The organism is Halobacillus sp. B23F22_5, assembly GCF_043497085.1.
In the GTDB taxonomy this organism is placed as follows: domain Bacteria; phylum Bacillota; class Bacilli; order Bacillales; family Halobacillaceae; genus Thalassobacillus.
The window spans coordinates 211142-236167 of record NZ_JBIEKI010000004.1 but is presented as its reverse complement, the minus strand read 5'-3'; the positions used below and the strand labels follow the sequence as shown (position 1 = coordinate 236167).

Here is a 25026-nt window from a genome sequence, read left to right as displayed (position 1 = left end):
TCCCTTTTTACATACGGAAGGCAGGAATGAAAATGTTATTACCAAACCGTTTACATAAAGGGGATAAAATAGGTGTCATTGCACCGGCAAGTCCTCCGAACATCGACCAGATGTATAAGGCTTTCCCGTATATAGAATCGCTTGGTCTGGAGGTCGTACCGGGAAATCATGTGAAAGATGTCCATGGCTACCTGGCAGGAAAAGATGAAGACCGATTGGCTGATTTTCATGCCATGTTCCGGAATCCGGAGATCAAAGGGATATTTTGTGCTGGTGGAGGTTATGGTACAGGCCGAATTGCCGGGAAGATTGATTACAAGCTGATAAAAGAAAACCCTAAGCCTTTCTGGGGCTACAGCGATATCACTTATTTACATACAGCGATACGTCAGCAGACAGGGCTAGTCACCTTCCACGGTCCGATGCTCAGCTCTGATATCGGCAAAGATGATTTTCATGAGAAATCACAGGAGATGTTCCGTCAGCTGTTCGCTCCTACTGAATTGAACTATTCCACCGCTTACTCCGAATTAATGATCATTTCTGAAGGAACAGTTTCCGGAGAGCTGGTGGGCGGCAATTTATCTTTGTTGGTGAGCACCCTTGGTACCCATTATGAATTGGAAGATGAGGGGAAATTATTGTTGATCGAAGATATTGACGAAGAACCCTACCGGGTCGACGGTATGCTGAATCAACTGAAGTTAAGCGGAAAGCTTGATGAGGCAGCGGGTATTCTTGTGGGTGACTTCAAGAATGCTGAACCATCCAAGCGCAAAGAATCTCTCAGTCTTTCACAAGTTTTACATGATTACTTGAGCGATCTGAATAAGCCTGTAATAGCGGGCTTCAAAATTGGCCATTGCCAGCCGCATTTTGCTGTTCCACTCGGCGTACAGGCTGAAATGTCCACAGAAAAATTATCCCTTACTATCGCTCCAGGAGTAAAATAACAAAAAGAGGAGTGCTCCCATGAAACTGCAATCAATAGAAACTTTTCGGATATCCGCTCCCCTGCATACGCCATTTAAAACTGCACTTCGGACGGTTACGGTTGCGGAAACCGTCGTTGTCAAAATCACCTGTGACGATGGCACTATAGGATTCGGAGAAGCACCGCCAACCCATGTCATTACCGGAGAAAGCCTGGGAAGTATAGAGACGGCGGTGGAAACTATTATCGCTCCTAATCTGCTGGGAATGTCTCTGTTAGAGAGGGAGAGAGTTTTTGAGATGCTTCACCGGGTGATGGTCGGTAATACGAGTGCCAAAGCAGCCATCGATATGGCTCTTTATGACTGTCTTTCCCAGCACGCTGGCATGCCGCTTTATCAGTTTCTCGGAGGTTACCGGGACCGTCTGGAAACAGACTACACCGTCAGTGTCAATACGGTTGAAGAAATGGCGGAAGACGCAGTGCGGTACATACAGAATGGTTTCGATGTACTGAAAGTAAAAGTGGGAAAAGATGATATTCATACGGATATAAAGCGAATTGAATCGATTCGTAATGCAGCGGGAAAAGACATCTTGATCAGGCTTGATGCCAACCAGGGCTGGAAGCCGAAAGAAGCAATATATGCAATCAGAAAAATGGAAGATGCAGGTTTGAATATCGAATTGGTTGAACAGCCAGTCAAAGCTCATGATCTAGCAGGTTTAAAGCAAGTGAAGGATCAAGTAGATACACCGATTATGGCAGATGAGAGTGTGTTTTCCCTGTATGATGCAAGGCAGGTATTAGAGACCGATAGTGCAGACTTGATAAATATAAAGCTGATGAAGAGCGGCGGAATCTACCAGGCGCTGAAAATAGCGACCATAGCAGAGAGTTATGGGGTGGAATGCATGGTAGGAAGCATGATTGAAACTAAGATCGGCATAACAGCCGCCTGCCACTTTGCAGCGAGCCAAAAGAATGTGACACGCTACGACTTTGATGCACCTCTGATGCTGGCCGATGATGTACTGGACGGCGGCGTCCAGTATCAAGGAAAATATATTCATCTATCCACGGATACAGGGCTGGGCATTAAGGAAATAAAAAAGCAATTCATTAACAATTAAAAAAGGAGGGAACCTGATGCCTGAAGAAACATATGAAAATTATATCGTGAGTGTAACGGTGGCCACGGTTTGGACAGCTCCGGCATCACCAAGGGAACTGGATGAACCCGGTTTAACCAACCCCGTTAAACTAGACGAATGGCTGAATCGCCTGACTAAAGAGAAACGATTGGAACTGTGCGATGATAATCTGGTCCAGTCCCAGCTTTTATACGGAGAAGAAGTAATGGTAACTGATAAAAATAATGGCTGGGCCCATGTGATCATCCCCACTCAGCCTTCTAAGAAAGATGAACGAGGCTACCCGGGCTGGGTTCCGCTGGCCCAGCTTCAGCCTATTACTACACAGCTATGGGAGACGGACAAAACGGCAGTAGTGACAAGCAAAAAAACTGTGTTGAAAGAGGAATCAGGGGACGAATTGCTTGAATTAAGCTATATGACAATGCTTCCAGTCCAGGAGGTCCTAGAAACTTCTGTCAGGGTGAATTCTCCTCATGGCCCGGCTTATATATCAAGAGAAGATTCGACCATATTTTCTGAATCACTTGGAATGAATAAAGAAAATGGAGTCAATATCGTCCGCCTCGGTGAAGCTTTTATCGGCCTTCCTTATTTTTGGGGAGGGATGAGTGCCTATGGCTATGACTGTTCCGGTTTTGCCTATAATATGCATAAAGCGGCAGGCTATCAAATCCCGCGTGATGCTTCAGACCAGGCTAAAGCAGGGGAGGAGATCTCATTTGACCACCTCATGCCCGGAGATCTTTTGTTTTTCGCTTATGAAGAAGGGCAAGGGAACATCCATCACGTCGGTATCTATTATGGGGACGGAAAAATGCTTCATTCTCCAAGTACAGGAAAGGGGATTGAAGTCAGGACGTTGGCAGGAACTATATATGAAAAAGAACTATGTGCAGCCAGACGCTACTGGCAGGAGACGGAGGAACCAGCATGAGCAGCAAAGTCATACTACAAGTGAATGAATTGAAAAAGCATTTCAACCTCGGCAAAGGTCGTAACCTCAAGGCTGTGGATGATGTCAGTTTTGACGTCTACCAGGGAGAGACTTTTGGTCTTGTCGGTGAGTCTGGCTGTGGCAAATCCACCATCGGAAGAACGATTATGGGATTGTACAACCGGACGGACGGCCAGGTTATCTATGATGGTAAAAATGTTCATGAACTCGACGAACAAGAGAAATTCAAATTCTACCGGAATATGCAAATGATTTTCCAGGACCCATACGCCTCCTTAAATCCGCGTTCTACCGTAGGAGAGATCATATCAGAGCCAATGATTGTGCATGATTTGTATTCTGGTAAAAAGCAGCGGATGGAGCGGGTCTATCAATTGCTGGAAGAGGTAGGGTTGAACCGTGATCATGCTACCAGGTATCCCCATGAATTCAGCGGAGGGCAGAGGCAGCGGATCGGGATTGCTCGTGCTCTGGCACTGGACCCTGACTTTATTATCGCAGACGAACCGATTTCTGCCCTGGATGTTTCTGTCCAGGCCCAAGTGGTGAATCTATTAGAGAGATTACAAGAAGAAAAAGGATTGACCTACTTATTCATTGCCCATGATTTATCGATGGTACGTCACATTTCCGACCGGATCGGAGTCATGTATCTTGGTCATTTAGTAGAATTGACCGACAGCGACAGTCTTTATGAAAACCCGAAACATCCTTATACGCAGGCGTTATTATCAGCGATTCCGATACCTGATCCAGATGTTGAAGAAAGCAGGGAACGTGTCATTTTGGAAGGAGAACTACCCAGCCCAATCGATCCGCCGAGCGGATGTGTGTTCCGGACCCGCTGTCCAATGGCGATGGAAGCATGCGCCACAACTACGCCTGTCTGGCAGGCAGTGGATGACAACCATTTCGTTGCGTGCCATCTTTATAATGATGACATCAAAGACAAAACACCAATAAATCATAAACCCAAACAAATGAATTAAGCTGAAAGGCTACTATCGACAATACCTAAGCTTGTAGATAACCACACGGTTTATCTGCAAGCTTTTGCTTTTTTATATTAATGTATCTATGAGGCAGAAGGTTAACTTCCTTTACGACTTACCGTCAATAGAGCGTTTTTACTTATCTTATACCCTTACTCTTGCATTCGCCTAGTTGGTATTATATATTACTATTAGTACCTAGTCATAATTCGGACGGTGGATGGCAAATATGAAAAGAGATAAACGAACACGTCAAAAAGAATTAAGAGAAACAATCGAATCCACTCCATTCATTACAGATGATGATCTGGCGAAAAAGTTCGGTGTCAGTATCCAGACGATCAGGCTTGACCGTATGGAGCTTTCCATTCCAGAGCTGAGAGAAAGAATTAAATCTGTAGCGAGAAATGAATGGAATGAAACGGTAAAGGCGTTACCGATTGAAGAAGTAATCGGTGAAATAGTAGATTTAGAGTTGGATCAACGGGCGATTTCTATTTTGGATATCGACCGGGAACATGTGTTTTCCCGGAATGATATTGCACGGGGACATCATTTATTCGCCCAGGCTAATTCATTGGCGGTCGCTGTCATCAATGATGAACTGGCACTTACGGCCAAAGCGGAGATCCGTTTTACCCGCCAGGTGACAAAAGGAGAACGTGTGGTAGCAAAAGCCTCTGTCACTGGTGTCGATGAAAAGGGAAGGACCGTCGTCGAAGTGTATAGCTATGTAGAAAATGAACCAGTGTTTTCCGGAGTATTTGAAATGTATCGCTCGAATGAACAGAGGGGGCAGGAACAGTCATGAGAATCGCAATAGACGCAATGGGCGGGGATCATGCACCTGGCGAGATTGTAAAAGGTGCGATAGAAGCGGTGAAAGCTGATACTAACCTTCAAATCACGTTAGTAGGTGATGAAGAACAAATCAAGCCTTTGGTGAAAGATACTAATAATATTACGATCATACATACAAAAGAAAAAATAACCAGTGAGGATGAACCGGTTAGAGCGGTTCGCCGGAAAAAGCAGGCTTCCATGGTGCTGATGGCTCAGGAAGTGAAAGAAGGAAGAGCCGATGCCTGCATCTCCGCCGGCAACACCGGAGCCTTAATGAGTGCCGGGCTCTTTATTGTCGGAAGGATCAAAGGCATCGAACGGCCAGCGTTGAGCCCTACACTTCCGACAGTAGACGGTAAGGGGTTCCTGTTACTCGATGTTGGTGCCAATGTTGATGCTAAAGCGCAGCATCTGGTACAGTATGCCATCATGGGATCCATTTACTCAGAGAAAGTCAGAGGAATCAAGCAGCCGAGAGTCGGCTTGTTGAATGTCGGAACGGAAGATGGAAAAGGCAGTGAGCTTGCCAAAAAAGCTTTTGCCGAATTGCAAGAAGCACCAGTGGATTTTATCGGAAACGTCGAAGCACGAGACCTTCTCGAGGGCGTTGCTGATGTCGTGGTGACGGATGGTTTCAGTGGCAACATAGCGCTGAAAACGATTGAAGGCACTGCAATGACGATGTTTTCTATGATAAAAGAAACATTTATGTCTAACTTCAAAACGAAACTGGCAGCCGGGCTGGTAAAAAGTGATTTGAGACAGCTGAAGGATCAACTTGATTACTCAGAATATGGCGGCGCCGGGTTGTTCGGCCTTGCCGCCCCTGTCATCAAAGCTCATGGTTCTTCTAATGCCAGAGCGGTTTTCAATGCCATTAAACAAGCTTCCCACATGGTGGAAGAGGATGTTACAACAAAAATAGCCGAAACGGTGAAGAATATCCACGAAGCAGAGGAGGAAAAAGCATGAAACGCGTAGCTTTTATTTTCCCCGGCCAAGGTTCTCAGGAAGTCGGAATGGGGAAAGCGTTGTTCGACACTTATGACGAAGTGAAAGAATTATTTGAACAAGCAGATGATCAACTCGGCGTTTCTTTGACAAAGTTGATGTTTGAAGGCCCACAGGAGGAACTGACGAAAACAGAGCATGCTCAGCCGGCGCTGTTAGTAAATAGTGCCGCTATCGTATCCCTTCTTAAAAAAGAAGGAATCGAACCGGTGATGACAGCCGGCCACAGCTTGGGTGAATACAGCGCGCTGGTGGCCTCCGGGGCTTTACAGCCTCTTGAAGCGGCAGCACTGGTTCAAAAGCGTGGACAACTGATGGAGCATGCTTACCCAACTGGTAAGGGGGCTATGGCTGCTGTTCTTGGTCTTGAGCAAGATGCTATCCAGGAAGTTCTGGATAAAATTGAAGGAGAAATTGTAGATCTGGCGAACATTAACTGCCCTGGTCAAATTGTTATCTCAGGCAGCAAAGAAGGTGTAGACAAAGCATCAGATTTATTAAAAGAAGCTGGAGCCAAACGTGTCCTCCCCCTGAATGTGAGCGGTCCGTTCCATTCCCGTCTGATGAAACCGGCAAGTGAGGACTTTACCGAAGCACTGAAGAAGGCCGAACTGTCTGATGCTTCCATTCCTGTGTATGCAAATGTGACTGCAGAACCCGTGACAGACAAGCAAATGATTGAAGAACTGTTAATCGAGCAGCTTTACTCTCCTGTCCGCTTCCAGGAAATTCTGGAAAAGTTTGTCGATCAGGATATCGATGCCATCGTAGAAGTCGGACATGGTAAAGTATTGAGTGGATTGGTTCGTAAAGTAAAACGGAGGATGAAGACGTTCCAAATTCAGGATCCAGAAACATTGCAAGCATTCATTGACTGGTATAAGGAGGATTCGTAATGTTGGAGAATCAAGTAGCGCTGGTTACAGGTGCTTCACGTGGAATTGGACGAGCGATCGCCATGGAGCTTGCTGGTAAAGGTGCCGCAGTCGCTGTCAACTATGCAGGCAGTGAAGCAAAAGCACAGGAAGTTGTAGAAGAAATTGAAGCTAATGGCGGAAAAGCGATCAAAATCCAGGCAGACGTATCAAAAGAAGCCGATGTGAAAGATATGGTCAAACAGACCATTGAAGCTTTTGGCCGCCTGGATATCCTGGTGAACAATGCTGGTATTGCAAAAGATAACCTGTTGATGCGAATGAAAGAAGAGGAATTCGACCAGGTGATTGATACCAACCTGAAAGGTGTGTTCTTAACTACCAAAGCTGTCACCCGTCAAATGATGAAGCAAAAAAGCGGGCGAATCATCAATATCGCATCCATCGTTGGTGTATCCGGAAATCCTGGACAGGCGAATTACGTGGCAGCAAAAGCGGGTGTTATCGGGATGACTAAATCAAATGCGAAAGAATTGGCGACTAGAAATATCCTTGTCAATGCCGTAGCACCAGGGTTCATCACTACGGATATGACCGATGAATTGTCAGAAGAACAAAGGGAAGAAATGTTGAAAATAATTCCTTTGAACCGATTGGGTGAAGGAAAAGATATCGCGAATGTAGTTCGTTTCCTTGCCTCTGAAGACAGCAGCTATATGACTGGCCAGACTATTCATGTGGATGGCGGCATGGTAATGTAAGGATTGACCCGGTGATTTACACCGGTTGAAATCATAAATTTTGAATCATCTAGTTTTTCTATGGAATTTCTACTATAATAACGGAAGGGAGGTGAAGTCTTATGGCAGATACTTTTGATCGTGTCAAACAAATCATTGTTGACCGTCTTGATGTAGAAGAATCTAAGGTTACAATGGAGGCTTCCTTCAAAGACGATCTTGAAGCGGATTCTTTGGATGTAGTTGAGCTTGTTATGGAGCTTGAAGATGAATTCGATACAGAGATCGCTGATGAAGAAGCAGAAAAAATCAATACTGTTGGTGACGCTGTGAATTACATAAACAGCATCCAATAAACAGTTGGCAAGGAGCTGTCCATCAAGTGGACAGCCCTTCCTATATTTCATCAAATCAAACTGAAAGGGTTTAGGTGAGCGATGGAAGACTTTTCAACCTTTCAAGAGAAAATAGGTATCCATTTCAACGATCTCGATATTTTAATACAAGCATTTACCCATTCATCTTATGTGAATGAGCATCGTAAGACAGAACGTAAGGACAACGAGCGTCTTGAATTTTTAGGAGACGCAGTACTTGAGCTTGGGGTGTCCCAGTACCTCTATCGCAAATATCCCGATATGAGTGAAGGTGAACTGACAAAACTCCGTGCCTCCATCGTCTGTGAAATTTCCCTGGTTCGTTTTGCTGATGAATTGAACTTCAGTGAGCTGATCCAGTTAGGGAAAGGCGAAGAGATGACAGGAGGAAGAAACCGTCCGGCACTGCTTGCGGATGTTTTCGAGGCCTTCATTGGTGCACTCTATCTGGATCAAGGGTATGAGGCTGTCCTTGCCTTTTTGGAAAAGTATGTTTATCCAAAAGTTCAAAAAGGTGCTTTTTCGCATGCGATGGATTTCAAAAGCCAGCTGCAGGAGTTTGTCCAGCGTGAAAAAAACAGAGTCATCGAATACGAAATCGTCGAAGAACTTGGTCCTGCACATAACCGTGAATTCGTCGCCCATGTCCGCATCCAGAATGAGACCGCGGGCGTTGGTATCGGTCGAACCAAAAAAGAAGCTGAACAAAAAGCTGCTGAAGAAGCGCTCCGGAAAGCTGGAGCATGTAAATAAGATGGAAAAAAGCCGCGCAGACTCTGCGCGGCTTTCTATTGGGTTTGCTATTTTCGGTAGGCGCCCAGTTCTTGGACAAATGCCTGGGTTTCTGACACACTTAATTGTCCTTTAGTTACAACCATATCATGCAGGGATTTGATTTCATCATAGTTCGCAAGGTCATAATCGGCGGGGTCCATAATGGAACGGTTGACAACCTGCAAGCGGTCAGCCAGGTCGTTGATGATCGTTTCTAAGTTTTCCTGGGTCGGTTCATTCAAGCTCATATTGGTTTCCTCCTTACAACAGGATTGGTTGGCTTCTTCTATAGCCTTATTGTTTATGATAAAATAAATGAGTTGAAATGCAAACTAAAAATCAAAGTGAATGTTAAATACATAGGAGGATGCAAATGTTCCTCAAACGTTTAGATACAGTTGGATTCAAATCTTTTGCTGAACGGGTCACCGTAGATTTTGTACCTGGTGTTACTTCTGTGGTTGGACCGAATGGCAGTGGCAAGAGTAATATTACCGATGCAATCCGTTGGGTACTCGGTGAACAGTCTGCCCGCTCATTAAGAGGCAGCAAAATGGAAGATATCATTTTTGCAGGCAGCGACACAAGAAATGCATTGAATATGGCAGAAGTGACGTTGACATTGGACAATGAAGACCAAACCCTCCCGCTGGATTACCAGGAGGTCAGTGTCACCCGGAGAGTATACCGATCAGGTGAAAGTGCTTTTTATATCAATAAACAAGCCTGCCGTTTGAAGGATATTATCAATTTATTCATGGATTCCGGACTGGGCAGAGAAGCCTTTTCCATCATCAGTCAGGGAAAAGTCGAAGAGATCCTGAGCTCAAAAGCTGAAGAAAGACGAAGTATTTTTGAAGAAGCAGCAGGAGTGTTGAAATACAAGCAACGTAAGAAAAAAGCCGAATATAAACTTGCGGAAACACAAGAAAACCTTAATCGTGTGGAAGATATCATTTATGAAATTGAAGGACAGCTTGAACCTTTGAAGGAACAGGCAGCTATTGCAAAAGATTACCTGGAGAAAAAAGAAGAATTGAAACAAGTCGAGATTTCTTTATTGATCGCCCAGATTGAAACGATTAATGAAGAATGGCAGCACCTTTTGAATAATCTGGAAGAGATGAAATTAAAAAAATCGGAAATAAAGACGGCTATTGAAGAAAAAGAAGCAATAGTCGAAGCCGAACGCGAGCAAATGCTTGCGTTGGATGAATCGCTGGAAAGTCTTCAGGAGAAGCTGCTTGTTTTGACGCAGGAATTAGAGAACTTAGAGGGAAAGAAACAGTTAGTCAAAGAACGTTTTAAGCATTTTGAAGAAAACAAAGCGAAGCTTGAAGAAGAATTCAGCCAACTTTCAGACAGGGTAGCGCAGACAAAGGAATTATGCGAAGAACATGAAAACAAACTGAACAGTTGGAAAGAACAGCGATCCAATACGAAAAAAGCGTTAAAAGAAACAGCCAGACAGCTTGAGCTGGAGACTCAGAATATTGGTGAGCAGATTGAAGAGTTGAAAAGTGATTACATTGAACTGTTGAATGAGCAAGCGGCCAAGCGGAACGAAAAACAATCCATTGCGAGACAGTTGGAACAAATCGGCTCCAAAAGTGAAGTGCAAAAAGATAAATTTAAAGATATGCGAGAAGAAAGAGAACAATTGCTTGTCGAGAAGGAAAAGCTGGAGCGTGAAGTAAACCATATCCACGAGCAGCGGGTACAAAAGGAACAGGAATTGAGCGACCTGGAAGAAAAGCTGAACAACAGCCAGGAACGCTACCAGGAATTGCAGAGCAAGCTTTACCAGGGTTATCAGTATGTAGAGAAATTAAAATCCAAAAAAGAAATGCTGGAAGAAATGAAGGAAGATTTCTCTGGCTATTTCCAAGGCGTTAAAGAAGTCCTGAAGGCGAGAGAGCAACAGTTTTTGTCAGGGGTGGAAGGGGCGGTACTGGAATTGATCGATGTTCCTGGTAATTTAATTACAGCCATCGAGACAGCGCTTGGCGCCCAGGCTCAGCATGTGATCATGCAAAATGAATCTTCCGCCCGCCAGGCCATCCACTGGCTTCGTCAGCACAATAAAGGCAGAGCGACGTTCCTGCCACTTGAAACGATACAGCCACGCTTCATTCCGGCAGATATGACTTCCAGAATAAGCGGACAACCCGGTTTTGTCGGGGTAGCTGCTGATTTGGTTCGATTTGAGGATCGTTATGATCGTGCCATCCGTCATTTACTTGGCCATATTGTGATAGCAGAAAACCTGGAAACAGCGAACAAGCTTGCTCAAACGATGCAGCGGCGTTTCAGGATTGTTACTTTAGAAGGGGATGTCATCAATCCCGGGGGAGCGATGACCGGTGGTGCAAAGAAAAAGACTAACCAATCCTTGTTTACAAGGGAAAGAGAATTGCAGGAACTGAATGACAAGCTTTCATCTTTTGAACAAAAGACCATAGCTGCAGAACAAGAGATGCAGCAATTGAAGAATCTCACTACCAATCAACAAGAGCAGGTGCAGGAACTTCGGACGATAAGAGAAGATTTGAAAGAGCAGGAACAGGAAAAACGGGCTGTCTTGCGTGAGGCCCAGGTGAAACATCAAAACCTGAATGACCAGCTGTTACTGTTCGACCAGGACCAGGAACAATATGAACAGGACCGCGACCAGCTTACGACTAGATTTGAAGACCTTGCTGGTGAATTAGAACAGTTGGAACAGGAGTTGTCAGCTTCCCAAAAAGAAATTGATACACTCACAGAAGCTGAAAAACGACAGTCAGAAAATGAGGAAAACCTGAAAGCAAAGCAGCACGAATTACAGTTGAAGCTAGCGGAGCAGGATTCTGAAGTGAAAAATCAGCAAGAGAAACTGTATGGATATCAAGTTCAAAAGAAAGAACTGGAACAACATGTTGAAGAGAACCGTAAGCAATACGAGCAGCTGATGGATATTGCCCATAACAAGCAAACAGAAGCTGAATTGGAAGCTGCAATTGAAGATAAAAAATCAGCCAAGGAAGAGACAGCTCGCCTGATTACAGAACGCAGAGAACAGCGCAACGAGCATGCTGATACGATCAAACAGATAGAGGTGCAGTTGAAGGAAGAGAACAGGACCCATCACCATTACGTCCAGGATATCCAGGATAAAGAGGTCAAGGCAAACCGTCTTGATGTAGAGTTGGAAAACATGTTGGATTACCTGCAAAAAGAATATTTTCTTACTTTTGAACGAGCGCAGCAAGAGTATGAGCGCACAACCAATATTGAAGAAAGCAAGACAAAAGTAAAACTGATCAAACGTGCCATTGATGAACTGGGTACGGTCAATCTCGGAGCGATCGACGAATATGATCGAATTCAGGAGCGTTACCAATTTTTGAGCGAACAACAGACCGATTTGAATGAAGCGAAGGATACATTATATTCTGTCATTTCCGAAATGGACGGGGAGATGGAGCGCAGGTTTGAGGATACATTTACACAAATCAAGCAGGAGTTCTCGGTCGTTTTCAAAGAGTTATTTGGAGGGGGACGAGCCGACCTTCGACTGACCGACCCTGATAATATGCTGGAGACGGGGGTGGATATCGTAGCTCAGCCGCCAGGTAAAAAGCTGCAGAATCTCAGCCTGCTGTCCGGGGGAGAACGTGCTTTGACAGCGATTGCGCTGCTATTCGCCATCCTCAGAGTGCGTCCTGTGCCGTTTTGTGTGTTGGATGAAGTGGAAGCAGCACTCGATGATGCCAATGTTGATCGGTTTGCGCGTTATCTGAAAGTCTTCAGTGAAAATACGCAATTCATCGTCATCACGCACCGGAAAGGCACAATGGAAGAGTCGGATGTACTGTACGGAGTCACGATGCAGGAATCCGGCGTTTCCAAGCTTGTTTCAGTAAGGCTGGAAGAATCTCAAGACTTACTAGAAGTATAGAAAGGAAGATTGGATGAGCTTTTTCAAAAAGTTAAAGGATAAATTTATATTAGATCCATTTGAACAAGAGTTGAAGGAACTGGAGCAGGAACAGGCAGAAGAACTGGAAGAGCAAGACCTGGAAATTGATGATACAGATGCACCAGACGAAGAAAACACAACACCAGCACCAGAAACAGACGAAAAGTCTGCTGAAGTAGAAGCGGTCCCAGAAGCAGAAGAGGAGGAAACTATCGAGGAAGCTCCGGTAGAGCAGCTTGAAACGGATGTGGAAGAGCCGGCAGAATTGGAAGCACCCGAACCTGCTCCAGCGTTACCTGTCGAAGATACCAAGCCGGAGATAGAGGAACAGGAGCCTAATATTGAAGGTCGTGAAAAATCGATTGCGGCTAAGTTCCGTATTGGCTTAACGAAAACAAGGGATTCCTTTTCTGGTAAGATCAATGATCTTGTCGCACGTTATCGCACCGTGGATGAAGATTTCTTCGAAGATTTAGAAGAGATCCTCATTTCGGCAGACGTTGGTGTGACTACTGTCATGGATATGATTGATGAACTGCAGCTGGAAGTAAAAAGACGTAATATCAAAGATACCCGTCAAGTAAGAGAAGTCATTTCAGAAAAGCTTGTAGAAATCTATTATGGTGATGACGACAGCGAAGAAATCGAAGGCTTGAACATTGATCATGACGGGTTGTCCATCGTTTTATTCGTCGGTGTCAACGGTGTTGGTAAAACGACCACCATCGGAAAACTTGCCCATCAGCTGAAAAGTGAAGGGAAGAATGTCATGATGGCAGCCGGCGATACTTTCCGTGCCGGCGCCATCGAACAATTGGATGCCTGGGGAGAACGAGTCGGCGTCAATGTGGTCAAGCACAGTGCGGGTAGTGACCCTGCAGCGGTTATCTTTGATGCCATCCAGGCAGCTAAATCACGTGATGCCGATGTGCTGTTATGTGATACGGCAGGCCGGCTGCAGAATAAAGTGAACCTCATGAATGAACTGTCTAAAGTAAAGCGTGTAATCGAACGCGAGGTACCATCAGCCCCACACGAAGTGTTGCTGGTTTTGGATGCTACTACAGGGCAGAACGCGATGAGTCAGGCCAAGACATTCTCAGAAGCTACAGATGTGTCTGGTATTGTGCTGACGAAACTTGATGGGACCGCCAAAGGTGGTATTGTACTTGCGATTCGCAATGAACTGGAGATCCCTGTTAAACTAGTAGGGCTTGGTGAAAAGGTCACTGACCTTCAGCAGTTTGACGCCCACGCTTTTGTATACGGACTATTTGCCGACATGGTGGAAGCCCACGATGAAGAAAAAGAATAGTGATGCTTGACAGCCTAGCCTTTCATTCTGTAATATTCATATATGTAAAGGCATTTCACTTAACAAGGAGTGGTTGCCGTGCTAGAAAAGACGACACGAATCAACTATTTGTTTGATTTCTATGAGACGTTGTTGACCCCTAAACAGCGGAATTACATGGAACTGTATTATTTAGAAGACTATTCTCTAGGGGAAATATCAGAAACGTTTGATGTCTCAAGGCAGGCTGTCTATGACAACATCCGTCGTACGGAAGCCATGCTGGAAGAATATGAGGATAAATTGAACTTATATGAAAAATTCCAGGAGAGACAACAACTGATCAATAAGCTGCAAGACAGGCTGAAGAATCAGGAAGAAGTGCAGGGTTTACTCGAAAGATTAAAAGAATTAGATTAGGAGGGCTCCTTCTATGGCATTTGAAGGTTTAGCCGACCGTTTACAAAATACAATCCAACGTATTAAAGGTAAAGGGAAGGTAACCGAACAAGATGTAAAAGAAATGACCCGGGAAGTCCGTCTCGCCCTCCTTGAGGCAGACGTCAACTTCAAGGTCGTCAAAGAGTTTGTCAAGCGCGTGAAAGAACGTGCAGTAGGCCAGGAAGTCATGGAAAGCTTGACACCTGGCCAGCAAGTCATCAAAGTGGTCAAAGAAGAATTGACCGATTTGATGGGTGGGGACGAGAGTAAAATAGCTGTCGCCAAACGCCCGCCGACCGTCATCATGATGGTCGGTCTCCAGGGTGCCGGTAAGACGACAACCACAGGGAAACTGGCCAATCATTTACGGAAGAAGCACAACCGTAATCCGATGCTGGTAGCGGCAGACGTCTATCGTCCGGCGGCCATCAACCAGCTTCAGACACTTGGAAAGCAGCTGGATTTGCCGGTATATGCCAAAGGCACAGATGCCAATCCAGTAGACATCGCCAATGAAGCAATTGCCGAGGCGAAAGAAAACCATCATGACTATGTCATTATCGATACCGCGGGTCGTCTGCATGTCGATGGCGAACTGATGGGTGAATTGCAGCAGATCAAGGAGAATGTCCAGCCGGATGAAATCTTTTTGGTTGTCGATGCAATGACCGGTCAGGATGCCGTCAACGTCGCAGAAAGTTTCGACGAACAGCTCGAAGTCAGCGGTGTCGTACTGACGAAACTTGATGGGGATACCCGAGGCGGGGCCGCGTTGTCTATCAAGGCAGTGACAGGCAAGCCAATCAAATTCGCCGGTATGGGAGAAAAGCTTGACCAGCTCGAGCCATTCCACCCAGAGCGGATGGCATCCCGTATCCTTGGTATGGGAGACGTCCTGACGCTGATTGAAAAAGCACAGGACAGTGTCGATGAAAAGCGTGCCAAAGAATTGGAAGAAAAGATGCGCTCAGCTTCCTTCACCTTTGATGATTTCCTGGAACAAATGGGGCAGGTCCGAAATATGGGACCCCTGGATGAACTGCTGGATATGATTCCTGGAGCCAATAAGATGAAGGGCTTAAAAAATGCGCAGATTGATGAGAAACAAATTTCGCATGTAGAAGCAATCATCCAGTCAATGACCAAGAAAGAACGTCAGGATCCATCTCTCATGAATGCGAGCCGCAAACGCCGGATCGCCAAGGGGTCTGGTACCTCTGTTTCCGAGGTCAACAGGCTTCTCAAACAATTCGAAGAAATGAAGAAAATGATGAAGCAAATGAGCAACATGCAAAAAGGAAAAAAAGGCAAAGGAATGAATTTTCCATTCATGTAATGGAAAAATCCTTTACACACAGAAAAACATCTGCTAAAATCTAAACTTGTGCGAAACATTAATAATTTATGGAGGTGCTTAAAGATGGCAGTTAAAATTCGCCTAAAGCGCATGGGATCAAAACGTAACCCATTTTACCGTGTAGTTGTAGCTGATTCACGTTCTCCTCGTGATGGACGTTTTATTGAACAAATTGGCACATATAATCCAGTAGCTAACCCAGTAGAGGTTGACATTGATGAAGAAAAGGCATTGAACTGGATGACTAATGGTGCTAAGCCAAGCGACACGGTTCGTAACCTATTTTCTAACGAAGGCATCATGACGAAGTTCCACGAAGCAAAAAACCAAAAGTAAAGTAGTGGTGATACCATGAAAGCCTTGATTGAAACTATTGTCAATCCGCTTGTCGATTACCCGGAAGACATCCGAGTGGACGTGAAGGAAGAGGAACGTAAAATCGTTTATCATCTCACAGTCAACCAGGACGATGTCGGCAAAGTGATCGGAAAGAACGGTCGGATAGCAAAAGCAATCCGGACAGTTGTTTACGCAGCAGGGTCAGACTCTAAGAAGAGAATTTACTTGGATATCATGTAATGAGGGAGAGGGATTAATAACCTTTCCCTTTTTTACACTTTCAAAGTTACAGAGTTTTTAGGAAAGCTTCGGGACAAAGGGGCAGGAACATGAAAATAATTAAAAAAATTCCTGTAAAACAAGTATTAACGGAAGAAAGCAAGAAACAGCTCTCCCAGGACTTCCAGGCACGTTACCAACGATATGACCGCGAATGCCAGCAACTTCGTTTTGAACAGAGAAAGCTGGAGAAAAGAAGTGACATTTCCCCAAGTGAAATCGAAAAACGGTTTACACAGGAAATCAAGCTCCGAAAAGAAAAGATGAACTGGGTGGAGTACAAGCTTCAACAATTAGAAATACTGCCAGAAGGCAGCGAATTGTTCATCGAAGAGGTGGAAGCGATCGTGGATGTCCAGGAAGGTGCTAAATGGAATGAAATATATGAACACCAGACAATCGTCATTAAAGATGGAATAGTAATTCAAGCGAGGTAATGAAAAACTATGGAACAACAAATGTACAATGTAGGTAAAGTTGTCAACACGCATGGGATCAAAGGGGAAGTGAAGGTGATGCGTATCACCGACTTTGACGAAAGATTCCAGCCTGGAGAGCCTTTGTATTGGGTGAAAGACGGGGGAAAGCCTGAAAAGTTGATCGTCTCCGGCCACCGTAACCATAAAGGGTTTGATCTACTCACGTTCGAAGGCCTTCCGACAATCAATGATGTCGAGCGTTTGAAAGGTGGAATCCTTCAAATCCGGGAAGAACAATTGTCTGATTTGGAGGAAGGGGAATTTTACTTTCACGAAATCATTGGGTGCCGCGTCATTCTCGAGGATGGCACGGAACTTGGAAAAGTAAAAGAGATCCTCACCCCTGGTGCGAATGATGTCTGGGTCGTGGAACGGGATGGAAAGCCAGACGCCCTTATTCCTTATATCGAAGATGTCGTCAAGAAAGTGGATATAGAGGAAGAGCAGATAGTCATTGATCCAATAGAAGGGCTGCTCGACTGATGCATATCGATATACTAACGTTGTTTCCAGAAATGTTTGAAGGTGTATTGAATAATTCCATTTTAAAGAAAGCTCAAGACCGTAACATTTTCAGTTATGATTTCATTAACTTTCGTGATTACAGCGTAAACAAGCATCAAAAGGTCGATGATTATCCTTATGGGGGTGGCGCAGGGATGGTGCTTACTCCTCAACCGCTGTTCGATGCAGTCGAAGCGGTCAAGGAACAACGGAAAACCACCCCTCGTGTAATTCTCCTGTGTCCTCAGGGCGAAACCTATACCCAGAGCAAAGCGGTAGAACTTTCGGAAGAGGATCATCTGATTTTCTTATGCGGCCATTATGAAGGTTATGATGAACGCATACGGGAACATGTGGTCACAGACGAAATATCAATCGGGGATTATGTGTTGACTGGCGGAGAGCTTGGGGCGATGGTTGTTATCGATTCTGTCGTACGTCTGTTACCTGAGGCATTAGGGAATAAACGGTCTGCGCCAGAGGATTCCTTTTCAAATGGTTTGCTTGAGCATCCCCATTATACACGTCCTGCCGATTTTCGAGGGATGAAAGTGCCGGACACTTTATTATCCGGTGACCATGCCCGTATTGAAGAATGGCGCCATCAGCAGTCCTTATATCGTACCTGGCAGCGTCGGCCTGATCTGTTAAGAGAAAGAAACTTGACGGATAAAGAAAAATCATGGATAGAAAAATGGGAAAATAACGGATAGCTTGTTGCAGTAGCAATGAAATTATGATATATTAAATTTTGTGCTTAAACGTCGGTTTAAGCGGAAAACGATGTTCCGCTGTCTCCTAGTTAGTCAAGAGCATTAGTTTGGAAGGAGAGTGAAATAGGATGCAAGATTTGATTAACGAAATTACAAAAGATCAACTTCGTACAGACCATCCTGATTTCCGTCCTGGTGATACCGTGAAGGTCCACGTAAAAGTCGTGGAAGGTACTCGCGAGCGTATCCAGGTTTTCGAAGGCGTTGTAATCAAGCGTCAAAACGGCGGAATCAGCGAAACATTCACTGTACGTAAAATTTCTTACGGTGTTGGAATCGAGCGTACATTCCCGCTACATTCCCCACGTATCGAGAAAATCGAACGTACACGCCGTGGTAAAGTTCGTCGTGCGAAGCTATACTATCTACGCAATCTGCGTGGTAAAGCTGCGCGTATTAAAGAAATCATCTAATGAAACAGTAAGGAGCTTGCACATGCCAAGCTCCTTTTTTCTACTTGAAACTACTTATGAACTTATTAGTCAGCTTATAGGAAAGGGATGGCCTTCATGAAGAATGCATGGGTGGAATGGATCAAAGCATTCCTGATCGCTGCCATATTAGCAGTATTGGTAAGAGTCGTACTTTTTGCTCCGGTCGTAGTCGAAGGACCATCGATGCTTCCGACCCTGGAAGATAATGACCATCTGATCGTCAGTAAAATCAATTACACTATCGGTAAGCCGGAACGGTTTGATATCATCGTTTTTCATGCAACCGAACGGCGTGACTATATCAAACGTGTCATCGGTGTGCCTGGTGATCATGTAGCGGTGGAGAATGATGAGTTATACATCAATGGAGAAAGAGTAGAAGAGCCCTACTTGGAAGAACGGAAACAGGAAATGCCAGACAGTCAGATCCTGACACAGGATTTTACTTTGGAACAAGTGACAGAAGAAGGATATGAAACAGTACCGGAAGGACATGTTTTCGTACTGGGCGATAACCGTAATAATTCTACTGATAGTCGTATGTTCGGTGTTGTTCCTATGGATCAGATTGTAGGGGAAGCAGTTCTGACTTACTGGCCGCTGGAACGAATCCGAATCGTACTGGAATAAGGTGATAATATGACAATACAATGGTTTCCAGGCCATATGGCCAAAGCAAAAAGAGAAGTAGGAGAGAAGCTGAAACTCGTCGACTTTGTCATCGAACTGGTCGACGCAAGAGCACCGGAATCCTCACAAAATCCGATGCTGCAGCAATTGCTTCAATCGAAACCGAAAATGATTGTAATGATGAAGAAAGATCTTGCCGATCCAAAGCTTTCCGATCAATGGAGGAATTCATTTAAAAATGCAAATGCTCCGGCTATAGCAGTGAATGCGCAGGATAAGAAAGATATCCAGGCACTCATTCAACTGGCCAAGGAAATGTCGCAGGAAAAGATGGACAAATTGAAAGCGAAAGGGATTAATCCCAGACCGGCGCGTGCTATGATTCTTGGAATACCCAATGTAGGGAAATCTACGCTTATCAACAGTCTGGCCAATAAGAAAATTGCAAAGACAGGCGACCGCCCGGGAGTTACTACCAGTCAACAGTGGATCAAGGTCAAAAAAGATTTTGAACTGCTGGATACCCCCGGGATTCTATGGCCTAAATTCGAAGATGAAGAAGTGGGATACCGACTGGCTGCTATAGGAACAATCAAAGATCAAATCTTGCCTATAGAAGATGTTGCCGCCTATATATTAGACTACCTGAAAAACTTTTATCCAGATCTCATGCAGCAACGGTATGGATTTTCCAGTTTCCATGATATGATGGAAGCATTCGAGACGATCGGTAAAAAACGCGGATGCCTTGAATCCGGGGCCAGAGTCAATTATGAAAAAACCGCAGAGGTGATCATACAAGATTTGAGGTCTGGCAAGCTTGGCCGCATTACTTTTGATGTACCGGAAGGGTATTGATGTACCAGCGCATTTTTGAATTTCAAAAGTGCGCTTTTTTCTTTGTAACTACATAAATGTAATAAATGTCCGATAATAATAGTGACGATAGGGGAGTTAAACGTTGGGAAAATGGACGATAGCTGAAGTGAAAGACATGCTGACTCGTAAACAGCTGGCTGAGAAAGATATAGAGGAATTAAGAAAGGATACCCGTAAAGGAATTCAAAAGTTACTTATGCAACATGAACAACAGCTGCAAAAAGAACATGCCATGCTTCTCAAGTATCAGGAAATGATGGAGTTTGAAAAAAAACAATACCAGCATGGCCATCATTTTGTAGCAGGCATTGATGAGGCTGGCCGAGGGCCATTGGCGGGCCCGGTGGTAGCAGGCTGTGTTGTTTTACATAAGGATTATTATTTAGAGGGTCTGAATGATTCCAAGCAGCTTTCCCCGGAGAAGAGGGAAAAGTTTTTTGAACAGATTGTAACTGACGCATTCGCTTATGGGAGCGGCATCGTAACGAATGAAGAAATTGATCGTTATAACATAAACCAAGCTACAAAAATGGCGATGACAAGAGCAGTTGAAAATCTCGGCATGACGCCGGATCATGTGCTGATTGATGCTGTAAAACTTGAGGGACTGCCTTGTCCATCAGAATCTTTGATTAAGGGCGACCAGCGAAGTGTTTCAATTGCAGCAGCAAGTATTATTGCTAAAGTAACCAGGGACCGGATGATGCGCGCAATTCATGAAGAATTTCCGATGTATGATTTCAAAGCGAATCAAGGATATGGAACCAGCACCCATATGGAAGCACTTGAACAATTCGGGCCATCTCCATATCATCGACGCAGCTTTTCACCTGTTGCAGCTGCAATCAAAAGGTAAGGGAGGAGGCAATGGGATGCAAGCCAGCGCTTCAAATCTTTTTCAAGCTTTACAGCGAGTAGCGGCACCAAATGGACCAGTCTTACGTGCTGGCCAAATGTTATCGGGGAGTGTGAAGAAACTGCTGCCAAATAATATGGCGGTCGTTTCGTTGGGGGACAAGCAAGTGACCGCAAAGCTGGAAGCATCACTGACCTTAGGGAAAAACTATTTGTTCCAGGTTCAATCGACAGACGAAGTAATTCATTTGAAAATGGTTTCGAAACAAGCTGGTGCGCAGATAGAAGAGATGAGTGAGCTGCTCAAGCGTATTGGTATAAAAGCAACATCTGAAAATATCAGGCTCTTGGACCAACTGATAACAAGAAATATTCCTTTTCGCCAATCCTCATTGAAGCAAGCGGCAGCCATTTTGAAGAGCTCCCCCAATGCCCATCACGCACTGCCAGCCCTCATCCATTTATTCGAAAAGCAGCTGCCAGTTCGGCCGGCGATTGTCAATGCTTTAATAGCCAGGCAGCAGTCGCAGTTGACAGGACTCCTGGACAAATTGGAAGATTCGCTCCTTCATAAACAATCATTAAGTAATACGGAAAATAACCTCCTGAACCGAATAACAAGTATACGGGGGAGTGGTTCAGCAGATAAGAGTATACTGACAGCAACCCTTTTGCATCATGTAATGAACGGTAACACCCAAAGCTTTCAGGTCATGAAGCAGGCAGGATTAATTGCTGAGGGTACCAGCTTTGACCGTTTTCAACGGTTGTGGCTGCAATGGGCAGTCAATCAGGGGATAAAGCTACAGACTGGAGAATCAGCTGCTTCCATTCAAGCGAAGTTGACAACACAGCATCTATCCGGTTTCCCTTTTGACTTGACCTCTGAGGCCTTCTCACGTGGAATAATGCAGCTGTACCAGCAGCAGTTACCATGGAATAAAACATCACAGGCAACATTGAATCAATGGATGAAAGCACTGGATGCGCTTCTGGACAATCCGGATAAGGGGGTATCTTCCCGCTTGATCCAGCATCAAAATTACTTAGAAAAGCAGATATTTCCTCAACTTTTTAAGCATTCACCGGATATGCAGGCAGCTCTTCACCATTTACGAGAATCAGCAAGCACAGGTAAGATTCCAACGAATGAACAGCTGAGTCGCCTCCATCAAGTTAGAGAATTGGTAGATGCAGCAGCAGGAAATCAATTAAACTCAGCAGGGAAAAATATCCTGACCACCTTTTTGCACACCATTCCAACTTCACCAGAGTTATCGCAGAGGCTATTGCTGCAAATGAAAACCACGCTTCAATTTGCAGGGCTCGATGATGAAGCGAGCTTTTTGAAACAATTACTGAACAATGAGAACATCCAGGGAAGCCAAAGTCTGAAATCCATCTTACTACAGGCAATACAGGAACAATCGGCGGGCAAGACGCAATCAGAGCGGATGCAGCAGTTGGTCCACTTCCTGAATGGTGTTCAGCTGACTGCTCACCAGGAAAATACGCAGATGGCACAGATGAGCCTTCTTTTTCCAGGTGCGTATTTGAAATCGCGTAATGATATTCAAATCAATATAGAAGGCAGGAAAAATGAAGAAGGGGTTATTGACCCTGAGTTTTGTCATGTCCTGTTTTATTTGGATTTAGAAACTTTAAAGGAAACGGTCATTGATATGTCTATCTATGATAGCAAAGTTATGTTGATCATTTATAATCATGACCAGGCCACCCTCCGAACCACAGCAAATATTCAAACAGAATTAGAAGCAGGATTGGACAAGATCGGGTATCAGCTTACTTCGCTCCAGGTAAAGAAAATCATGGAGACGAATAAGCAATCTGTCTATCCCAGCCATTTTTCAGAGAGAGGAGTGGACTACAGGATATGAATGAAAAACAAAAGCAGGCAATTGCACTTGGTTATGAAGCGGAAACGGATTATGCTCCCAAATTGAAGGCTAAAGGAAAGGGCTATGTAGCGGAAAATATCATCGAGAATGCCCGCAGAAATGAAGTTCCCGTACAAGAGGATGCCTCGTTGGTCGAATTGTTGTCCCAATTGAATATTAATGAACAAATACCAGAGGAATTATACCAGGTCGTCGCGGAAGTTTTTGCGTTTATCTACCGGGCCGATCAGGATGCAACTCCTTCATAAAAAGCTTGTGCAACAATAGGGCCGAAAAGTCGAAGACTTGATTTCGAGATATTGTAAGAGGAGAAGGACGTTGGGAAACAACTCGCTTTCCGTGGGCGAGTGATGAGCCTCCTCGAGCTGACGCTCTGTGGGGTCTCATCTAACACGCATTTCCCACAGGAGTCTCGCAGTTCCCCTACGTCCTTTGCCATAGGAAGTTCTCGAAATCCCACTTGTAAAACGCCATGATGGTAGAAAGAAGCCTTAGTCCCATATACCTCTTTATAATCATGAACATGAAGATTTTAGTTAAACACTCTTTTTTCTTTTGAAGGGTTCGTTTAGTACAAAACTGGCTGGATGGGAAGGGAAACGGCGAGACTCCCGCGGGAGAAGGGGCTAGGCGAGATCCCGCAGGGCTTTAGCCCGAGGAAGCTTGCCAGGTCCCCCGCAGGAAAGAAAAGAATGCGTAATCGCCTTGGGAGACACGACACGCATAAGCAGAACAGCAAAAGGGAAGTGATCTTTCTTCCCGTTGATGGACTGCTTATGTCGCGAGTGTCTAGGCGATGAAGCTGGAAAGCGAGTCTTTTCCCGGACCATCCCATTACTCTTATGGTAACGGACCCCACTATTTCGAAATGAGTCTTCATGGCAATACAGGATAATATAAAAGGAGAAATGTAGTTTACATAATCATATTATAGTCCCTGCAACGCCGTGTATGTCACTTTTTCGACAAGTTCCTGACGCTTACTGTGGACAATTCCCGACGTTTTTTTATACAATGGTAATGCAGTTAAAATGATGGGAGGATGGAACATGAACATTCACGAGTATCAAGGGAAAGACATTCTACGCGAATTTGGCGTTTCAGTACCAAATGGTCATGTGGCATATACCGTAGATGAAGCTGTTGAAGCAGCTGAAAAATTAGGTTCTGGTGTCACAGTTGTGAAAGCACAAATCCATGCGGGAGGCCGCGGTAAAGCCGGCGGTGTCAAAATCGCTAAAAATGCTGATGAAGTGCGTACATATGCCAATGAAATTCTTGGCAAGACGCTCGTAACTCATCAAACTGGACCAGAGGGTAAGGAAGTAAAGCGCTTACTGATTGAAGAAGGCTGCGACATTAAGAGTGAATATTATGTCGGCCTTGTATTAGACCGTGCTACAAGCCGTGTTACCATGATGGCTTCAGAAGAAGGCGGTACGGAAATTGAAGAAGTTGCAGCTGCAACTCCTGAAAAAATCTTTAAAGAAGTCATCGATCCAGTAGTCGGATTGACTCCTTTCCAGGCTCGTCGTCTGGCGTTTAATATCAACATTCCGAAAGAGCAAATTTCAAAAGCAGTTAAATTCATGATGGGCCTTTACAAAGTATTTGTAGAAAAAGATTGCTCCATCGCTGAAATCAATCCACTAGTCACTACAGGTGATGGGGATGTCATGGCGTTAGATGCTAAGTTGAACTTTGACGACAATGCACTTTACCGCCAAAAAGACGTCCAGGAGCTTCGTGATCTCGATGAAGAAGATCCGAAAGAAGTTGAAGCTTCTAAGTATGACCTCAGCTATATTGCACTTGATGGTAATATCGGTTGTATGGTTAATGGTGCCGGTTTAGCAATGGCAACGATGGACACCATCAAACACTATGGCGGCGATCCTGCCAACTTCCTTGATGTAGGGGGCGGAGCCACTACAGAAAAGGTTACAGAGGCATTTAAAATCATCTTGTCTGACGATCATGTCAAAGGAATTTTTGTTAATATCTTCGGCGGTATCATGAAGTGTGATGTCATTGCTGAGGGTGTTGTAGAAGCTACCAAACAGATCGGATTGACACTTCCATTGGTCGTTCGTTTGGAAGGTACGAATGTCGAGCAAGGTAAGAAAATCTTGGATGAATCCGGTTTGAACATCACATCCGCGGATTCAATGGCAGACGGTGCACAAAAAATAGTAGAACTAGTGAAGTAGAAAGGCGGGGAATC

The 25026-nt window shown here is 44.7% G+C and carries 27 protein-coding genes; 26 read left to right on the top strand and 1 reads right to left on the bottom strand.

All coding sequences use genetic code 11. The features are described from left to right. The first annotated feature begins 32 nt into the window (after nucleotides 1-32). The 10 genes from ACGTN9_RS08215 to rnc all read left to right on the top strand — a co-directional run bounded on the left by ACGTN9_RS08215 (nucleotide 33) and on the right by rnc (nucleotide 8637). Nucleotides 33-953: a S66 peptidase family protein gene (locus ACGTN9_RS08215; RefSeq protein ID WP_499591939.1), complete on the top strand. Its 921-nt coding sequence runs from the start codon at nucleotides 33-35 to the stop codon at nucleotides 951-953. A gap of 19 nt (nucleotides 954-972) precedes the next feature. Next, nucleotides 973-2067, top strand: a complete 1095-nt coding sequence (locus ACGTN9_RS08210) for a mandelate racemase/muconate lactonizing enzyme family protein (RefSeq protein WP_499591855.1) — start codon at nucleotides 973-975, stop codon at nucleotides 2065-2067. Between the two features lie 16 nt (nucleotides 2068-2083). Then, a complete protein-coding gene (locus tag ACGTN9_RS08205) occupies nucleotides 2084-3025 on the top strand; it encodes a C40 family peptidase (protein ID WP_499591854.1) in 942 nt (313 codons plus the stop codon). Further along, nucleotides 3022-4035, top strand: coding sequence for an ABC transporter ATP-binding protein (locus ACGTN9_RS08200; protein ID WP_499591853.1), 1014 nt, complete (start codon nucleotides 3022-3024; stop codon nucleotides 4033-4035). The genes ACGTN9_RS08205 and ACGTN9_RS08200 overlap by 4 nt, the downstream gene beginning before the upstream one ends. Nucleotides 4036-4267: 232 nt before the next feature. After that, nucleotides 4268-4849, top strand: a complete 582-nt coding sequence (gene fapR, locus ACGTN9_RS08195) for a transcription factor FapR (RefSeq protein ID WP_499591852.1) — start codon at nucleotides 4268-4270, stop codon at nucleotides 4847-4849. After that, nucleotides 4846-5853 (top strand): phosphate acyltransferase PlsX, encoded by a 1008-nt coding sequence (plsX, locus tag ACGTN9_RS08190; RefSeq protein ID WP_499591851.1) that lies wholly within the window; start codon nucleotides 4846-4848, stop codon nucleotides 5851-5853. The genes fapR and plsX overlap by 4 nt, the downstream gene beginning before the upstream one ends. Further along, nucleotides 5850-6788 (top strand): ACP S-malonyltransferase, encoded by a 939-nt coding sequence (gene fabD, locus ACGTN9_RS08185; protein ID WP_499591850.1) that lies wholly within the window; start codon nucleotides 5850-5852, stop codon nucleotides 6786-6788. Before plsX ends, fabD begins: the two co-directional genes overlap by 4 nt. Further along, the gene (gene fabG / locus ACGTN9_RS08180; RefSeq protein ID WP_499591849.1) at nucleotides 6788-7528 is read left to right on the top strand and encodes a 3-oxoacyl-[acyl-carrier-protein] reductase; all 741 of its coding nucleotides are present in this window, start codon (nucleotides 6788-6790) and stop codon (nucleotides 7526-7528) included. Before fabD ends, fabG begins: the two co-directional genes overlap by 1 nt. 101 nt (nucleotides 7529-7629) lie before the next feature. Next, complete coding sequence (gene acpP, locus ACGTN9_RS08175; protein ID WP_028782755.1) at nucleotides 7630-7863, top strand: acyl carrier protein; 234 nt, start codon at nucleotides 7630-7632, stop codon at nucleotides 7861-7863. Nucleotides 7864-7944: 81 nt separating this feature from the next. Then, nucleotides 7945-8637, top strand: a complete 693-nt coding sequence (gene rnc, locus ACGTN9_RS08170; protein ID WP_499591848.1) for a ribonuclease III — start codon at nucleotides 7945-7947, stop codon at nucleotides 8635-8637. A 47-nt stretch (nucleotides 8638-8684) separates the two neighbouring features. Here rnc and ACGTN9_RS08165 read toward each other — a convergent pair whose 3' ends face one another. Continuing rightward, a complete protein-coding gene (locus ACGTN9_RS08165) occupies nucleotides 8685-8906 on the bottom strand; it encodes a DUF1128 domain-containing protein (protein ID WP_028782757.1) in 222 nt (73 codons plus the stop codon). Between the two features lie 125 nt (nucleotides 8907-9031). Here ACGTN9_RS08165 and smc point away from each other — a divergent pair, with 125 nt between their 5' ends. From smc to sucC, 16 genes are all read left to right on the top strand, one after another. Further along, on the top strand, nucleotides 9032-12598 hold the full coding sequence (smc, locus tag ACGTN9_RS08160; RefSeq protein ID WP_499591847.1) for a chromosome segregation protein SMC: 3567 nt from the start codon (nucleotides 9032-9034) through the stop codon (nucleotides 12596-12598). A gap of 361 nt (nucleotides 12599-12959) precedes the next feature. Further along, nucleotides 12960-13934 carry a signal recognition particle-docking protein FtsY gene (gene ftsY / locus ACGTN9_RS08155; protein WP_499591938.1) on the top strand — a complete coding sequence of 325 codons (975 nt, stop codon included), beginning with the start codon at nucleotides 12960-12962 and terminating at the stop codon, nucleotides 13932-13934. Nucleotides 13935-14012: 78 nt separating this feature from the next. Next, nucleotides 14013-14333: a putative DNA-binding protein gene (locus ACGTN9_RS08150; protein WP_499591846.1), complete on the top strand. Its 321-nt coding sequence runs from the start codon at nucleotides 14013-14015 to the stop codon at nucleotides 14331-14333. A 13-nt stretch (nucleotides 14334-14346) separates the two neighbouring features. Next, nucleotides 14347-15690 (top strand): signal recognition particle protein, encoded by a 1344-nt coding sequence (gene ffh, locus ACGTN9_RS08145; protein WP_499591845.1) that lies wholly within the window; start codon nucleotides 14347-14349, stop codon nucleotides 15688-15690. 84 nt (nucleotides 15691-15774) lie between these two features. After that, nucleotides 15775-16047: a 30S ribosomal protein S16 gene (rpsP, locus tag ACGTN9_RS08140; protein ID WP_062445812.1), complete on the top strand. Its 273-nt coding sequence runs from the start codon at nucleotides 15775-15777 to the stop codon at nucleotides 16045-16047. A gap of 15 nt (nucleotides 16048-16062) precedes the next feature. Continuing rightward, entirely contained in the window at nucleotides 16063-16290 is a 228-nt protein-coding gene (locus ACGTN9_RS08135) for a KH domain-containing protein (protein ID WP_093046781.1), read from the top strand. Between the two features lie 89 nt (nucleotides 16291-16379). Continuing rightward, nucleotides 16380-16766: a YlqD family protein gene (locus ACGTN9_RS08130; protein ID WP_499591844.1), complete on the top strand. Its 387-nt coding sequence runs from the start codon at nucleotides 16380-16382 to the stop codon at nucleotides 16764-16766. 9 nt (nucleotides 16767-16775) lie between these two features. Next, nucleotides 16776-17291 carry a ribosome maturation factor RimM gene (rimM, locus tag ACGTN9_RS08125; RefSeq protein WP_499591843.1) on the top strand — a complete coding sequence of 172 codons (516 nt, stop codon included), beginning with the start codon at nucleotides 16776-16778 and terminating at the stop codon, nucleotides 17289-17291. After that, the gene (trmD, locus tag ACGTN9_RS08120; protein WP_499591842.1) at nucleotides 17291-18025 is read left to right on the top strand and encodes a tRNA (guanosine(37)-N1)-methyltransferase TrmD; all 735 of its coding nucleotides are present in this window, start codon (nucleotides 17291-17293) and stop codon (nucleotides 18023-18025) included. Before rimM ends, trmD begins: the two co-directional genes overlap by 1 nt. A gap of 128 nt (nucleotides 18026-18153) precedes the next feature. After that, nucleotides 18154-18498, top strand: coding sequence for a 50S ribosomal protein L19 (gene rplS, locus ACGTN9_RS08115; RefSeq protein WP_028782766.1), 345 nt, complete (start codon nucleotides 18154-18156; stop codon nucleotides 18496-18498). A gap of 96 nt (nucleotides 18499-18594) precedes the next feature. Beyond that, nucleotides 18595-19149 carry a signal peptidase I gene (gene lepB / locus ACGTN9_RS08110; RefSeq protein ID WP_499591841.1) on the top strand — a complete coding sequence of 185 codons (555 nt, stop codon included), beginning with the start codon at nucleotides 18595-18597 and terminating at the stop codon, nucleotides 19147-19149. A 9-nt stretch (nucleotides 19150-19158) separates the two neighbouring features. Then, a complete protein-coding gene (gene ylqF / locus ACGTN9_RS08105; RefSeq protein ID WP_499591840.1) occupies nucleotides 19159-20007 on the top strand; it encodes a ribosome biogenesis GTPase YlqF in 849 nt (282 codons plus the stop codon). 103 nt (nucleotides 20008-20110) lie between these two features. Then, a complete protein-coding gene (gene rnhB, locus ACGTN9_RS08100) occupies nucleotides 20111-20884 on the top strand; it encodes a ribonuclease HII (protein ID WP_499591839.1) in 774 nt (257 codons plus the stop codon). Nucleotides 20885-20900: 16 nt separating this feature from the next. Next, nucleotides 20901-22781, top strand: a complete 1881-nt coding sequence (locus tag ACGTN9_RS08095) for a TP0910 N-terminal domain-containing protein (RefSeq protein ID WP_499591838.1) — start codon at nucleotides 20901-20903, stop codon at nucleotides 22779-22781. Beyond that, nucleotides 22778-23050 carry an EscU/YscU/HrcU family type III secretion system export apparatus switch protein gene (locus ACGTN9_RS08090; RefSeq protein ID WP_499591837.1) on the top strand — a complete coding sequence of 91 codons (273 nt, stop codon included), beginning with the start codon at nucleotides 22778-22780 and terminating at the stop codon, nucleotides 23048-23050. Before ACGTN9_RS08095 ends, ACGTN9_RS08090 begins: the two co-directional genes overlap by 4 nt. Before the next feature lie 801 nt (nucleotides 23051-23851). Next, entirely contained in the window at nucleotides 23852-25012 is a 1161-nt protein-coding gene (sucC, locus tag ACGTN9_RS08085) for an ADP-forming succinate--CoA ligase subunit beta (RefSeq protein ID WP_499591836.1), read from the top strand. The last annotated feature ends 14 nt before the right edge of the window (nucleotides 25013-25026 follow it).